The 16,432-nt window shown below is 35.7% G+C and carries 13 protein-coding genes; 1 reads left to right on the top strand and 12 read right to left on the bottom strand.

What is annotated here, in order from left to right; genetic code table 11:
* Nucleotides 1–198 precede the first annotated feature (198 nt).
* The 12 genes from O99_RS05420 to O99_RS05365 all read right to left on the bottom strand — a co-directional run bounded on the left by O99_RS05420 (nt 199) and on the right by O99_RS05365 (nt 13,929).
* Nucleotides 199–3,123 carry a bifunctional [glutamine synthetase] adenylyltransferase/[glutamine synthetase]-adenylyl-L-tyrosine phosphorylase gene (locus O99_RS05420; RefSeq protein ID WP_035007040.1) on the bottom strand — a complete coding sequence of 975 codons (2,925 nt, stop codon included), beginning with the start codon at nt 3,121–3,123 and terminating at the stop codon, nt 199–201.
* 100 nt (nt 3,124–3,223) lie between these two features.
* Complete coding sequence (locus tag O99_RS05415) at nt 3,224–4,615, bottom strand: sensor histidine kinase (RefSeq protein WP_035007038.1); 1,392 nt, start codon at nt 4,613–4,615, stop codon at nt 3,224–3,226.
* Nucleotides 4,612–5,298, bottom strand: coding sequence for a response regulator transcription factor (locus O99_RS05410; protein WP_035007037.1), 687 nt, complete (start codon nt 5,296–5,298; stop codon nt 4,612–4,614). Before O99_RS05410 ends, O99_RS05415 begins: the two co-directional genes overlap by 4 nt.
* 78 nt (nt 5,299–5,376) lie before the next feature.
* Complete coding sequence (locus O99_RS05405) at nt 5,377–6,882, bottom strand: Do family serine endopeptidase (protein ID WP_035007035.1); 1,506 nt, start codon at nt 6,880–6,882, stop codon at nt 5,377–5,379.
* Between the two features lie 214 nt (nt 6,883–7,096).
* The gene (locus tag O99_RS05400) at nt 7,097–7,525 is read right to left on the bottom strand and encodes a cytochrome c-type biogenesis protein (RefSeq protein ID WP_035007034.1); all 429 of its coding nucleotides are present in this window, start codon (nt 7,523–7,525) and stop codon (nt 7,097–7,099) included.
* Nucleotides 7,522–9,486 carry a heme lyase CcmF/NrfE family subunit gene (locus O99_RS05395; protein ID WP_035007032.1) on the bottom strand — a complete coding sequence of 655 codons (1,965 nt, stop codon included), beginning with the start codon at nt 9,484–9,486 and terminating at the stop codon, nt 7,522–7,524. Before O99_RS05395 ends, O99_RS05400 begins: the two co-directional genes overlap by 4 nt.
* Nucleotides 9,476–9,973 carry a cytochrome c maturation protein CcmE gene (gene ccmE, locus O99_RS05390; protein ID WP_035007030.1) on the bottom strand — a complete coding sequence of 166 codons (498 nt, stop codon included), beginning with the start codon at nt 9,971–9,973 and terminating at the stop codon, nt 9,476–9,478. The genes O99_RS05395 and ccmE overlap by 11 nt, the downstream gene beginning before the upstream one ends.
* A gap of 153 nt (nt 9,974–10,126) precedes the next feature.
* On the bottom strand, nt 10,127–10,816 hold the full coding sequence (locus O99_RS05385; RefSeq protein ID WP_371326051.1) for a tetratricopeptide repeat protein: 690 nt from the start codon (nt 10,814–10,816) through the stop codon (nt 10,127–10,129).
* A 158-nt stretch (nt 10,817–10,974) separates the two neighbouring features.
* A complete protein-coding gene (locus O99_RS05380; RefSeq protein ID WP_035007026.1) occupies nt 10,975–11,394 on the bottom strand; it encodes a hypothetical protein in 420 nt (139 codons plus the stop codon).
* Between the two features lie 205 nt (nt 11,395–11,599).
* A complete protein-coding gene (locus tag O99_RS05375) occupies nt 11,600–13,009 on the bottom strand; it encodes an ATP-binding protein (protein ID WP_035007024.1) in 1,410 nt (469 codons plus the stop codon).
* On the bottom strand, nt 13,006–13,674 hold the full coding sequence (locus tag O99_RS05370) for a response regulator transcription factor (RefSeq protein WP_035007022.1): 669 nt from the start codon (nt 13,672–13,674) through the stop codon (nt 13,006–13,008). Before O99_RS05370 ends, O99_RS05375 begins: the two co-directional genes overlap by 4 nt.
* A gap of 18 nt (nt 13,675–13,692) precedes the next feature.
* Nucleotides 13,693–13,929, bottom strand: a complete 237-nt coding sequence (locus O99_RS05365) for a hypothetical protein (protein ID WP_035007020.1) — start codon at nt 13,927–13,929, stop codon at nt 13,693–13,695.
* Nucleotides 13,930–14,261: 332 nt separating this feature from the next.
* Between O99_RS05365 and O99_RS05360 the strand changes: the two genes are divergently transcribed.
* Nucleotides 14,262–16,424, top strand: a complete 2,163-nt coding sequence (locus tag O99_RS05360; protein ID WP_084155975.1) for a transglycosylase domain-containing protein — start codon at nt 14,262–14,264, stop codon at nt 16,422–16,424.
* The last annotated feature ends 8 nt before the right edge of the window (nt 16,425–16,432 follow it).

Genomic DNA, 16,432 nt, shown 5'->3' with positions numbered 1-16,432 from the left:
GAGTAGAAAATAATTGCTTAAAAGGAAGCTTATCCGTGTAATAAACTCACCTGCTTTATTGATTGACAATCAAAAAAGCTTTTCTGAGTTTATTAATCAAAAAAATAAAGCATAGTATAATATTCATAGTTTATTTTAACATACATTCATTTGTATACTAAAAAATCAACGTATGATTTTACTTAAGAAACATTCTATCTAGCGTCCCATAACTTGTGTAAAAATTGTACGCACTGATTGTCCTATTTCTTCAATTAATTTTTCAACACGTGGCAAATCAGGCTCGCCAATACTACGTAGCAAAAGATCGCTCAACCCAGGTGGCATATCATCAGGATTAAGAGCCTCATTTAAGCAAAGACGTATAATCTGACTTAAATTGTTATAAAGACAATAAGCGTAATGTAAATCAGCAATCAATGATTGACTTAGAAAATCGAGTGGTAAACGAGAAAGAATATCAGCTGTAGTCGCTCCAATTTGAAAATCAATGACATGAGTTATAAGAGCAAATTGAGCAATAAATTCAAGATCCATAATACCACCAGGTAGAGTTTTTAAATCCCATCGATTTGCCGGTGGTTTTTCTTTTTCAATTAAAGCACGCATTTCAAGCACTTCTTTTGCAACCTTTTTTTTATCACAAGGAAGTGCAATAATTTCCCTTACTTCATTTTCCAATTTTTGCAAAAAATCAGCATCTCCAGCTATACCCCTTGCACGGGTTAAGGCAAGATGTTCCCATATCCAAGCTTCCTGGCGTTGATATTTTCTAAAAACCTGAAAGGGAACAGCTATAGGCCCTTTATTGCCCAATGGCCGTAGTCTTAAATCAACAGTATAAAGAACTCCTTGATTTGTAGAAGTAGATAAAGCAGAAACAAAACGTTGTGTTAAACGGGTATAATATTGAGAAACATAGAGTGGCTTTTCTCCATCAGACATTTCTACATTTTCGTCATGCTCATACAGTAAAATAAGATCGACATCTGATCCTGCTGTTAATTCACAGCTTCCCAGCTTACCCATACCCAATATGCCAATACGTCCCCCTTTGATATGGCCATGATGACGAAAAAATTCTTCTTGAACAGCAGTAAGCGTTTTTGCAATCATGAGATCAGCGAGCGCAGTAAAAGCAAAACCTGCTCTATCTCCATTAATTGTACCATTCAAAAGCCGAATACCAATCAAAAAACGCTGTTCACCAGCAAAAATCCTTAGATGATCAAGAATTTCTTCATAAGAAGTGACACCTTCAAGAAAATATTGCAAACGATTTTCTAAATAATCTTTTGTTGGCAATTCTGAAAAAATTTTAGGATCCAGCATCCCATCAAAAACGTGTGGTGTACGTGTAATAATCTCGGCAAGCCGTGGTGCAGCACCCATAATACAAACCAACATATCTAAAAGGGGCGGATTTGACTGCAATAAGCTAAAAAGCTGTATCCCTGAAGGCAAGCCTTGCAAAAAACTATCAAAACGCAACATTGCCTCATCTGCTCTTTTGGTCGCACCAAAAGCCTTTAAAAGTGCTGGTGTAAGCTCTGTTAATCTTTCACGCGCTTCAGCAGATTGAGTGGCCCTATAACGCCCACAATGCAACGTACGCATAATACGACAAATATCGCTTGCCCTTTTAAAACCTAAACGACTTAATGTAATAAGTGTTTCAGGGTCATCCTCCTCACCTGTGAAAACCAAGTTACCCATTTCCAAGCCAAGTTCTTGCTCGTGCTCAAACAACGCAGCATAATGTTCTTCCACTATCAGAAGTGTTTCTAACAAATCACGAATAAAACAGTGACTCTCTTGATATCCCATCAAATACGCAACGCTCGTAAATCGCGTAACTTCTTCTGGCAAAACATGCGTTTGTTCATCTGCAATCATTTGAATACAGTGTTCAACATTACGTAAAAAAGCATAGCTTTTTATAAGGCTATCTTTAATTTCCTCTCCGATCCAACCAAGATTGCAAAGCTCTGCTAACATTTCAACTGTTTTACGTCCACGTAATTGAGGTAAGCGTCCTCCAGCAATTAACTGTTGTGTTTGCACGAAAAATTCAATTTCACGAATACCCCCTCGTCCCAATTTGATATTATGACCATAAACAGCAATTTGCCCATAATTTTTATAAGCATGGATTTGGCGTTTAATAGAATGAATATCAGCAATAGCTGCATAGTCTAAATATTTGCGCCATACATAAGGAGAAAGTTCTTTAAGAAAATTAAAACCTGCATCAATGTCGCCCGCTACTGGACGTGCTTTAATCATAGCTGCACGTTCCCAATTTTGACCATGCCCTTCATAATAACGCAGAGCAGCTCTAATAGGTAACGCCAAAGGTGTTGAACCTGGATCTGGTCGGAGTCGCAAATCGAGCCGAAAAACATATCCTTCGGCAGTACGCTCTTGAATGATACGGATTAATCGGCGCACCATTTTTGAAAATATATCAACACTTTCATAGGAATCTCCCACATGAGATGACATTTCATCAATTAAAATAATCAGATCAATGTCAGAGGAATAATTAAGTTCTTCAGCGCCAAATTTCCCCATCCCTAAAACAATTAAACCACAATCTTTCTCTGGTATATCACGATTAGCTAAACGTATTTTTCCACAATCATGAGCTTCCCTCAAAAGAAAACGTAAAGCTGCACCTAATGCTGCTTCACCAAGACGTGTCAGCCATGCGCAAGAAACCTCATAAGTAAAAACACGACTTAAATCAGCTAAAGCAATCAGAGTGTGCGCTTCTCTTTTCTTGCACCTTAAAGCCGCCATTAATGAAGTTTCATGAATCATTTCAGCTCTATCAACGGCAGCAATATCTTCTACAATTTCACTGAGCCTTGTTTCTATATCTGTAGTCAATAAAGGACTAAGATAAGAGGGATTTGCAATCAAAACTCCACGTAAAAAAGGAGATAAAGTCATGACTGCGCAGATAAAATCAACTTGCTCTCCTCCACCTACAATATAGGAAACCAATGGTTCTAAATTTTCTTTTCTTGCTTGTTCTTCAATATCTTTCAACCATTGTGAACCACTCTCATCAAGAGGACGTAAAGGAAAAAGCCGTGTTTTTAAAAAAGCTGTCTTCATCTGCATTCCATCAAGAAAGCATTTTAGTTTTCATTCTATTTTATTGCATAACAAAATTAGAAAAAGGCAATATCTATAAAATAAACAAGCAATAACAATATTAAGGAAATAATAAAACAGCTTTCAATCCTGGATTTGCGTTTTCAAGTAACAATTCGCCCCCATGAAGTTTCATAACAGCTTTTGTTATACTTAAACCAATACCAAAACCAGGTTGTGTGCGGCTTTCTTCAAGACGAACAAACCGTTCTATCACTTTTTCACGTTTATCTTCTGCTATTCCTGGACCATTATCACTAACTACAACGCGCAAACGTCCTCCATCATCCTCCATTGACAAAGAAACCTCTGCCTTTTTTTCACCTATAGATGCATATTTGATTGCGTTATCAATAAGATTTAAAATTGATTGTGTAATAAGTTCACGATTCAGCTTGAGCTCTTTATCAAAAGTATGTCCCAATCGAAGCGAAACACCAGCTTCTTCAGCAAAAGGTTCATAAAATTCAACCGCATTTTCAAGAATCAATTTTATATTCGTTATTTCAAGATTCTCAATTGAGCTACCTGCTTCAATACGTGAAATCATTAAAATAGCACTAAAAGTACGAATAAGATAATCTGATTCAGCAATAACATCATCCAGAGCCTGCCGATATTCAAACTCTGTTTTCTTTCCTACAAGTGCTTCTTCGGCACGATTTCTGAGACGAGTTAGTGGTGTCTTAAGATCATGAGCAATATTATCTGACACCTGACGCAAACCAGTATTTAATTCTTCAATACGATCTAACATAACGTTAAGATTAACTGACAATCGATCAAACTCATCACCGGCTCCAGAAACGGGTAAGCGCCCACTAAAATCACCATTCATCAAACGCTGTGATGCAGCTGTTACACGATCAATCCTTTGTAATGCGCGCCGACCAATAAAAAACCATATTAACAAAGCACCTCCAACCATTGCTGCAAGAGCAATCATAACGGCTTTACGAATAACTGTTACAAAACGTTCCGGTTCATCTAAATCTCGCCCAACAAGAAGTTTCATAGCATTGGGTAAATCAATAATAGCCGCTAAAGCACGATGTTTATTTTGTTCATTTATCTGGCCATTTTCTCCAAAGCGTGAATACAAAAAAGAATGAGAAAGAAAGCCATTAGATTGAAGAATCCCAGGTTCTATGTGCGCAACATTCCCTGCCAAAATACGACCCGTTGGATCAGTGACAAGATAAAGAAAAGCCCCTGGTTGACGTGAACGATAATCAATAGTACGCATTAATATAGGCAGCCCACCATAATTATAAGCACTCTCGATATACCTTAATTCTTCACGTAAAGCTTGTTCCGTTTGGTCTGTCAGTAATGAAATAGCGAATGCTGTCATATAAAGAGAAAGTCCCGCCGCAACTAATCCAAAAAGCAAAATATAAAGCGCAGAAAGCCTCACTGCAGTCGTACGCATCATGTTGATTAAACGGTTCATATTTTCTTTTCTGGTGCCTTTAGCATATATCCTGCTCCACGAACTGTATGCAAAAGGGGAACATCAAAATCTTTTTCAATCTTTGCTCTTAAACGAGATATATGAACATCAATAACATTTGTTTGCGGATCAAAATGGTAATCCCAAACATTTTCTAAAAGCATCGTACGAGTAACGACCTGTCCAGAGTATCGCATTAAATACTCCAGTAAACGAAATTCACGCGGTTGCAATATAATGTTCTTGTCACCACGCTTCACTATATGTGCTAATCGATCAAGTTCGAGATCGCCAACACAATAAACAGTTTCTGCTTCCTTCGGATTTTTTCGCCTTCGTAAAACTTCAACACGCGCAAGCAGTTCAGAAAAAGCAAAGGGTTTTGTCAGATAATCATCTCCACCCGCACGCAAACCAGTTACACGATCATCAACCTGACCTAAAGCAGAAAGAATAAGAACTGGTGTTTCGATGCCTTTTGCACGCAACTCAGTAACAATAGAAAGACCGTCACGATATGGAAGCATGCGATCAATAACCATCACATCATAATTTACCGTCTCAGCAAAAGTATACCCCGTATCTCCATCATAAGCAATGTCAGCTGTATGTCCTGCCTCCAAAAAGGCTTTCTCGAGATAACGCCCTGTCTCACGATCATCTTCGATAATGAGTATCTTCATAAACGCATCTCCATTATTTTATTCAATGATTGATGAAACAGAAACCTTAGTCAGTTTCTGTTTCACTTCTTATAAATGTTATTTTTTTAGAATTGGAAGGGCAATAAAACGATTCTGATCATTTGTTCGCACTTGTAACAATATCGCATTTCTCCCTAGTTTTTTTGCATCTTTGATTGCATCAGTAATATCAGATGCTTTTTTGACAGGCCTATTATTAACCGTTACGATGACATCACCAGGACGTACTCCCCTATCAGCTGCATCTGCATCTGAGTCCACATCCGTTACAACCAATCCTACACCATCATCAGAAGGAGCTACAATCAAACCATAATCTTCTAACGTTTCATCTGAATTACCATGTTCACTTGAATATTTTCCTTTTTCTCGCTGTCCCTCATCTGCTGGCATGGAATCAAGCTTAACCTTAATACTTTCCTCTTTACCCGATCTCCAAATTCCTAAAGTAACAGTTTCTCCAGGCTTAGTATTTGCAATACGCTTTGCTAGATCACGTGCATCATTAATTTTTTCGCCATTAACTGCAATAATTACATCCCCTGCTTTAACGCCAGCCTTTGCTGCTGGCCCTTTGAGCGGATCAGTAATTAAAGCACCTTTAGATTCTTTGAGACCAATTGAATCAGAAATTTCTTTTGTAACAGCCTGAATTTGCACACCGATCCAACCTCGCTGAACAGAACCTTTTTCCATAAGTTGTTTCACAACCTGTTTTGCTGTTGCTGAAGGAATAGCAAAAGCAATCCCAACATTCCCACCAGAGGGAGAATAAATTGCTGTATTAATTCCAACAACTTGTCCATTAAGATTAAACGTTGGCCCCCCAGAATTACCACGATTAACAGCAGCATCAATCTGAATAAAATCGTCATAAACACCAGCACCAATATCACGTCCACGCGCAGAAACTATACCCGCTGTTACAGTTCCACCAAGGCCAAATGGATTCCCGACAGCCACTACCCAATCTCCCACATGGATTGTCGAATCATCTGCAAAATCAACGTATGGAAACTTCCGTTTATCATTTACTTTTAATACCGCAAGATCAGTTCGGGGATCTGCTCCAATAAGTTTTGCCTCAAGTTCTGTACCGTCATCGAGAATGACAGCATAGCTCGTTCCCTCCGCAATGACGTGATGATTGGTAACAATATAACCATCAGAAGAGGTAAAAAAGCCAGATCCAAAGGCAATAGGACGAAATTTACGCGAACGATTCAAAGGCTTATTATTAGGAAGAGCATGATTATAAAAATCTTTAAAAAATCTTTTCAAAGGATGTTGATCTGGCAACTGATCAATCCCTGGACTGCTAAAAAAATTACTAAAGAAACGCTCTTCTTTCTTAGCATTACTCTTCACTTGCACAGAAACAACAGCTGCTTTTACTTTAGATACAACATCTGCAAATCCTTGTTGTTGTACTGAAGGAACAAATACAGGATTCGCATAGGTATTTGTCACCCAAAAGCTTGATCCGGTAAAAAACATCGTACTTGCTAAAAATACAGAACAACTTACTGCTGTTAACATCATACGAAAATTTGATCTGATCATTTTTATGCTCCTACTCAGTAATATTTTAACCATACTGTAATTAACAATAAAACAGTAAATATTACTGTTTTCTGTCTAAATTATTAAAGTTTTGTAAAGTTGATGATAAATAACATTCAGATGAAATAAATCTAAACTATCCGTTTAAATCCCTCACTTTTCTTTATCCATATAATATCCATTTTAATTTCAACAATATTATGAATCGCTTCTATTAATGAGCATCAAAAGAAATGGGTGTTTTTCTGCTTGCCCACCTTATTCGAAATAAAATGAAACTTACACCAATAATAATGATGATCAGAGGTGATAACCATAAAAACCATGTTGTTTTATTAAATGGGGGTGTTAGTAAAATAAATTCACCATATTGTTCAACAAGAAAATCAATAACCTGCTGATTATTATCACCTGCTTTCAAGCGCTCACGAACTAAAAGACGTAAATCACGTGCTAAGGAGGAATTTGAATCATCAATTGTTTGATTTTGACAAACTGGACAACGCAAATAGGATGAAATATCACGCGCGCGCCCTTCGAGTATTGGATCCATTAAAATCTCATCTGGCTCTACCGCTCCCACTAATTGCATAGAAAAAATGAGAATAAAGAATGTAAAAATCCAAAAGAAAAGCTTCCTCATCTTGATCCCTTTATAATCGATTGCACCCAACCTACACGCATCCAATGATTTAAAAGAGAAAAGCCTCCTCCTATCGCCATCATGAACGCACCAAACCAAATACATATCACATACGGTTTCCACCATATATGCACGACAAGCCCTTGATCATTTATACGACCAGGAGCAATATAAAACTGAGAAAAGCCATGATTTTGAATACCAACTTCCGTCGTCGATCTATTTTGGCTTGAATAAAAACGTTTCGATGCTGTCACATTACTTATCACATTTTTATTCTCGTATATTTTAAAATCGAATTGTATCGCTGAATAATTCGAACCTGCAATATTATGAACTTCATCAAAACGAATAGTCTTATCAGCTATCGTAACTGTCTCTCCTACTTGCATAATTAAAATACGTTCTTGCCCAAAAGTTGCAACCCAAATAATGCCGAATAATGTAACTCCTAATCCCATATGGGCCAACGCTGCACCAAAAACAGATAATGGTAATCCTAAAAATCTCTTAACCCGAACCCTAAAAGACACCTTATGATAACCACTTTTGTTCCAAAGATCAGCCAAACCACCCAAAAAAACAAAAACTGCTAATCCAATCCCTAAAGCAGCAAAAATATCACGTAAAGAATCTACATAAAATGTTATAAAACACGCTACACAAGCCAGTGCAAAAACACACCACAATCGCTCAAAAACTGCAAAAAAATCGCTACGTTTCCAAGCCATCATCGTGCCAAATGGAACAAATAACAAAAGTACTATCATTAAAGATCCAAATGTAAGATTAAAAAAAAGAGCACCCACAGAGATTTTTTGCCCTGTTAATGCCTCGAAAAAATAAGGGTAGAGTGTACCAATTAAAACTGTGGCTGTTGCTGTTGTAAGAAGTAAATTATTTAAAATAATAAAACCTTCACGCGAAATTGGATGAAAAAGTCCCCCTGTTTTCAAAATAGGCATCCGTATAACAAAAAGAAGAAAAGCTCCTCCCGTGAAAAAAAACAAAATAGCAAGAATTGCCTTCCCACGTGCTGGATCAACAGCAAAACTATGCACAGACATCAAAAGACCTGAACGAACAAGAAAAGTTCCCATAAGAGAAAGAGAAAACGTAAGAATAGCTAAAAATAAGGTCCAGCTTCTCAATAAGTTTCGTTTTTCAAAAACAATCACCGAATGTAAAAGAGCAGTTCCCGAAAGCCAAGGCATTAATGAAACATTTTCAACTGAATCCCAAAACCAGTAACCACCCCAACCTAATTCATAGTAAGCCCAATAAGACCCAACGGTAATGCCAATTGTCAAAAAAATCCATGCAAGCAAAACCCATGGTCGTATCCAACAAGCCCAAATCTTATTAATATATCCTATAATCAATGCAGCTATTGCAAAAGAAAAACAAACCGAAAAACCAACATAGCCCAAATAAAGAAGTGGGGGATGAATTGCTAAAGAAATATCCTGTAACACAGGATTAAGATCATTTCCCTGCAATACCGGTGAATGAACACGTACAAATGGATTAGACATAAAGAGAATAAACAAAAGAAAAGCACTTATGATCCAACTTTGGCAACTTAAAACTAATGCTTTAAACTGTTCTTGTAATTGTGGAGAAAATAATGCAATCAATGTACTAAAAAAGGCTAAAAGCAAAACCCATAATAACATTGATCCTTCATGGTTACCCCACACACCAACGATTTTATAAAGCATTGGCTTTTCTGAATGAGAATTCTCAACAACATTAAGAACAGAAAAATCAGATACAATATAAGCGTAAACAATAATCAAAAAAGATAAGAGCAATAATATAAAAATGATATATGTTAGCGGTACTGCTAATTGCATCAATAAACGCTTTTTTTGTAAAACCCCAAAAGTTGGTAAAAATGCCTGCAACAAACTAACTGCCAATGCTGCCGCTAAAAAAAGATGACCCAATTCAACGAGCACAATCGAATTGTCCCTTCATATTCTGACATTTATTTACGCGATCAGCCATTTCTTTAGACATATAAGTCTCATCATGTTTTGCCAAAATACGCGTACCTATAAAAATTCTTTGTTTATTGAAATATCCTTCCACAATAACGCCTTGTCCTTCGCGAAAAAGATCCGGTAATATACCAGTAAAAATAACCTTTTCATGTTTTAGATTATCAGTTACAAAAAAGGTAACTTGCATATTTCCACTGTATTCAACAGTTCCTTTTTCAACAAAACCACCTAAACGTAAGGAACGACCCGTTAAAATATCTTCTCTTGTAATTTCAGATGGCATTCGAAAAAAATTGACTGTATTACGGATCATATACAACATGAAACCGGTAACAATTGCTATAATAAAAAGACATGATAAAACCATAAGTAGTCTATTTTTTTTTTGCGTCTTCAAAACAAGCTCAAGTGAAAAAGAATCCTTTAAAGGTGCACTGTTCATGGCCTACTCATGAAAAATATTTTCATTAATGTGTATTGTATACATGCCCTATTGTGTACTGAAAGAGTTTTGCACATTCTTTTATATAAGTAAAACTGATTATAAGTATTTTGTCTATTTCTGAACAAATTCACCCAATTATGCAATTATAAATTAATCTAAATCTTGCTCATCAGAAACACTACGCAACTGAATAATCATTTCTTCAATACGTGATCTTCCTTTAATATTCTTAGGTGTCTGATTAAGGAAGTTTTGTAAAAGCTGAACCGCTTGAGAAGATTGACCTGATTGATGAAAAGCACTTGCTAAAAGTAAATGAGGATAAAAATCTTTTGGTGCTAAATTAACAGCCTTCTGAAAAATATCCTGTGCTTCTTGCGTAATTATTCCTCCTTCATAATTAACTAACGCTAAACCATATCCTAACAGCCTTGGAGCTGTTTCTCCATTTAAATGAAGTGCATATAAGTAGGTATTCACAGCATCTTGAAAACGACCAGCCTCAAGATACGCTACTGCCAATGCATCTGCTACCTTTCCATCATGAGGCATACGAAAAAAAAGCACTTCTAAACGAATAAGTTTTTCATGCTCATTTAACGTATTGGGATCTTTCTCCATCAATTCACTAAAAAAATAACTTTTGACTCCTGGATTACCCGTCAGACTATAAACACCCCATGTTACAAAAAAAATAAATAGAACACTTAGCACCATAAGTGCGCAAAAACTTTTTGAATATTTATAAAGTCTTCGCACACCTCCTGCATCAAAAGTACAACGTTGAAAATTAGTTTCACTCTCACAGTTTTGAGTTTGATCAAGGTTGAAAGAAGACATTTTCTTTTGTTTTGTTCCACAATAAAAAAACAAAAAAAGAATAATTGTTAAAAAAATTAAAAAAAATGCAACCAAGACTGATAATAGCATATCACTTTAACACCTATGTGGAAATCAAAAAACTACAACCAATTTCCTTCATGCTTTTATTGTGGCACTTATATAAGAGGCACCCAACTTCCATCAGCATTGCGGCATGCACTACCATAAACTATTTCAGATACACTATTAAGAGTAAAAGAGTGACTATACTGACGACAATTTTGTGAACCAACCTGATAAAATTGCCCTGCACTTACTTCACCAAAAATACCTCTTTTTTTAGATACCCAGCTTACTTTTTTTCCAGCACCAGCATATTCTAGCGCATTATATTCTGCTTGCAAAACTTTATAACGATCATCCATAGATAATAGCGTAAAAGAAGATCCAAGGAGACCAGTCCCCATGCTATTAATCTTATCAAAATGAACTTCTTCTACATTGAGATCCTTTGTATCTAATTTCAACGTATGACTACACCCCGATAAACTGACAATCAACATACCAATTAATGATAAAAAGACTTTCTGCATCATGACACCATAAAACTCATCATCAATTTTTCTGACATCTATAAAACCATAAAAACAAAATTTTCATTTATATCCTCCATGACATATAAATATAACAATTAAGGTACGAAAATATTTTTACTTACTACCTTAAGCTGTATACAAAATATCGCTTTTTATTACAGATATTATCTTTGGTATAGACACCAAGAAAAAGAAAACATATTTATCACCTTGGTAATACAATTTTTGTATATAATCCACCCAGTTTAGAACGCGACAAAGAAAAGCTTCCACCATATTCACTAACCATATCTGAGACAATTGCTAATCCCAATCCTGTTCCTGGCTTACTTTCATCAAAACGTTGACCTCTTTTTAAAGCTTTATCAATTTGCTCTTCTGTCAAACCAGGACCATCATCTTCAATAACAATACTAAAGAATGCTATTTCTTCAAAACTTTCTTCTAAAGAACAACAGATTAAGATTTTAGTGCGAGACCACTGAGCAGCGTTCTCAAGCAAATTACCCACAATTTCCTCTAGATCTTCTTTTTCACCAGAAAAAATAATATCATCAACATCCATAGTAAATTGAATATGTTTATCAGGATTGAGTTTTTTTATGACCCTAATCAAACGATTAAGTGTTTCCCAAACAGACGTATGAGAAATAATACTATCGCGCTGTGCTGCAATCCGCGCACGTCGTAAATAATGATTAATTTGTGCATGCATTATTTTAGCTTGCTCGCGCAATAAAAGGGCTGCTTCCCCTGTCATGCCATCAACTTCATTAATGATAACTGATAAAGGTGTCTTTAATGAATGAGCAAGATTACCAACCTGAGTTCGAAATCTTTCAATAATACGTTGATTATTATCAATAAGAGCATTCATTTCTTGTGCCAATGGCATAACTTCACTTAATAAATCCATACTTATATAATCAGTCTTTCCCGTACGAATATCATTCAATGTTTGTTGAATTCGTCTTAATGGCTGCAAACTAAAAAAAATAAGAGTCAAATTGATAAGAACACTCCCTATACCAAAACTCCACAGAAAAATTTGTAAAGTCTGTTCAAATTCTTTTACCTGTCCATGCACTTCATCAATATTTCCAATAAGGCGAAAACGAGCAACACGATTCTGATTATCAAGAATAACATCACTTTCAATAACTTTTAGGTTTTCCCCATCTATACCCTTTATTCGATAAGAACGAAAAAATTCACTATTAAAAGGAATATCAACAATGCTCGGTGAAAAAATTTCTTTAGTTCCTAATGATTGTGATACCAATCTTCCATATAGATTAGATGATACAGGCAATACCTCCCAATACCATCCAGACGTTGGATCTGAATAACGAATATCACCAAATCTAGGATTCCCTCTCAAATATCCTTCAGGTGTGACAGTTACAGCTGTAATCAGACTATAAAGCTGAGAAGAAAGAATACGATCCAAACTTTGTTCACTTGAACGCTGATAGAATAAAATGCTGACTGCTGAAATAAATGAAAGTGAAATAATAGCCCATAATGTTGATAAAATCATAACACGCAGACTGAGAGATTTTCCAACAAAAAAAAATAACCGTTTCAACCGATTATTATTCTTCAAAGCCCTCATTTATCACCTAACATTTTTATTCTATAGCCTAGTCCACGAACAGTCTCAATCGAATCTACCCCAAGTTTTTTACGCAACCGCCTTACAAACACTTCAATTGTATTCGAATCTTTATCAAAATCCTGATCATAAAGATGCTCAATAAGCTCTGTCTTTGAAACTACTTTATCACTATGATGCATAAGATAAGAAAGAAGCCGAAATTCATATGATGTTAATTTAATTAACTGTCCATCAATAAAAACACGAGAAGTTTTAGTATCTAATAACACCTCCCCACAAGATAACGTATTTGTTGCATGTCCCGTCGAGCGGCGAATTAAAGCACGCAACCGTGCCATTACTTCCTCTAAATGGAATGGCTTAACAACATAATCATCAGCACCGGCATCAATACCACGTACCTTATCAGACCAACGATCACATACTGTTAACATTAAAACAGGCATAGAATATCCCTCTTTACGCCATTTTTTAACGACTTGAATTCCATCCATACCTGACAAACCGATATCAAGAATTACAGCATCATAAGACTCTGTGCTTCCTAAAAAATAAGCGTATTCACCATTAAAAGCGCTATCAAAAACATATCCAGCATCTTTTATTGCTTTTGCTAATTGATGATTAAGATCGCGATCATCTTCAACAATCAAAATACGCATCACTACACCTGAAAAAAGTTAATCGGCAGCAATAACAACCTCAACACGTCGTGATTTATCCCCATTATGCGCAGGAACAACAATCACAACCACACACATATTTTTGCCACCTTGAATACTCGGTGTTGAACGAGTTAGTGTCCCTTTTTGTTGCATAGCAACTTTTTTTCCTACTTCAATACAATCAGCTGCTAAAACAAAATCTAAACCGATAAGGCCTATGAATATCGCAAAAAAGAAAATTTTTCCCATCATAGATTTTTTATAAGTTATTTTATGTGAATAAACAATGAATAAAGAAATTAATTCATTTCCCCAATTTAAATGACATAAAGAAAAATATAACTTTATATATATATATCATCATATTAAAATTTTAGTAATTATAAGTTCATTTTTTTTAATGGCATGCGAAATTTAAATAACAAAAATTTTTAAAATATAAAACTAAATATATATTTCAGATAAATTAAGTATCATAATCTCAAATACATTCTTTTTTTGCCATGCCTATAGCAAAAAAGTTCTTATACTCCATATAATTATTATCAGATTATTTAATTGTATTACTTTAGCATAGGCTTTTTATGTTTGATTTTTTGAAAAAAAAGAAAATCCAACAAAATAAACCATTCCATAGCCCTAAACTTATTGAATTAGATGCGTGGCTAGACACAACACTTTACAATATCCGTATTTGTCACAATTTCTTCTGGAATAGAACAGCCCTTATTTCGCAACGTTTTCGTGTACGAGGATGGAAACGATGTATCGTTGAAATTCTCGATGAAACATTAACATTAGGGGTGATTGCTTTTACTTTATTCACCATCATCGGTATTTCTGTTTTTGAATTAACAAAAAAAGATTGGTATTCATCGAAGAATTTTTCCATTCTTTTTCTGGACCGCTATGGAAATTCTATTGGACACCGTGGAGCTTTACCAGCTCTATCCGTCCCTGTAGAGGAAATGCCTGATTATCTTATCAAAGCAGTTCTTGCAACAGAAGATCGACGTTTTTTTCATCATTGGGGAATTGATTTTTACGGTCTTATACGAGCAATTACACAAAATATACAAGCTAAAATTATCGTTCAAGGTGGTTCAACCCTTACACAACAACTCGCTAAAAATTTATTTTTAACACATGAAAGAACCATAACACGTAAAATTAAAGAAGCTTATCTTGCTCTATGGCTAGAAGCAAATCTTAGCAAAAAACAAATTTTGCAACTCTATCTCGATCGCGTATATATGGGAGGAAACAATTTCGGTATTGCAGCGGCATCAAAATTTTATTTCGATAAAAATATACGCAACATATCCTTAGCAGAATCCGCTATATTAGCTGGTCTTTTCAAAGCACCAACCAAATATGCTCCTCATAGCAATTTACCTGCTGCACAAGCACGTGCAAATATAGTTCTATCTAATCTTGTTGACAGTAATTTTATGATGGATAGCCAAATTATCAAAGCATACCGCCAACCTGCCAAAATTATTACAAAAGCCCAAAACAGTCAGCCTAATTATTTTCTTGATTGGGCATTTGATGAAATACGTCAAATCAGCAGTCAATTACCAAGCCGCACCTTAATTGTTCAAACAACCCTTGATCCAAATATTCAACGAGCAGCAGAAGAAGCAATCGAATATTATCTATACCAATATGGCCAACAATATCACGCAACACAAGCAGCCACCGTTATTCTTGACAATAACGGAGCTGTACGTGCAATTGTTGGGGGACTTGATTATGAAAAAAGCCAATTTAATAGAGCAACACAAGGTGGTCGACAACCTGGTTCTTCGTTCAAACCATATGTTTATGCAACTGCCATGGAGGAACATGGATTATCCCCCGATACTATAGTATCTGATAAACCTATCCATTGGGATGGTTGGTCGCCAAGAAATAACTCTGGCCGTTATATCGGCAATGTCGATTTAGCAACTGCTTTAGCCTTTTCTATTAATACAATACCCGTCTATATTACTTACAAATATCTTAATCGTAATACTGAACCAATCAGAAATTTGATTAAAAATATGGGTATTAATTCTCATATTTTATCACACAAAACCATGGTATTAGGAACATCCAATATGACACCAATGGATCAAGCAATTGGTTTTAATGTCTTCGCTAATAGAGGCATAGCTGGAAATCGCCACGGCTTTACACGAATTAGCACAATAGATGGTCATGTCATATGGGATTGGACACGGAACGGTAACAAACCATATCAAGTTATCAGTGAACAATCCGCTGCTTATATGAATCAAATGCTTGTTGGTGTTACCACACGAGGATCTGGTAAACGCGCAGCGCTGCCCATGTCACTTGTTGCCGGAAAAACTGGAACATCACAAGCCTACCGTGATGCTTGGTTTGTTGGCTTTACTGGTAATTATACTGGTGCTGTATGGATGGGAAATGATAATTTTTCACCCATGAATCGCGCTTTTGGTGGTGTTATTCCCGCCATGATATGGCATCGCATTATGCTCTGTGCACACCAAAATACAGTTCTTCAACCACTCTATGGTGTAAAAAATTCTATTTTACCTTATCAATCACCAATGAATCCTTCCCATGATAATTCTTATATAATTTCTAAATTGCCTAAAATACTCTCACCAGAAACATTAAACGCTATACGTTCTATCAACAAAGACTTACAAAAATTACCAAATATGACCTTATCAAATACGAAAACTATTTTTTCTTCAACGAATGCAATTTGAGTATCCTA

It is taken from the genome of Bartonella rochalimae ATCC BAA-1498 (assembly GCF_000706645.1).
In the GTDB taxonomy this organism is placed as follows: Bacteria; Pseudomonadota; Alphaproteobacteria; order Rhizobiales; family Rhizobiaceae; genus Bartonella; species Bartonella rochalimae.
This window is presented reverse-complemented; position numbering and strand designations above follow the sequence as displayed.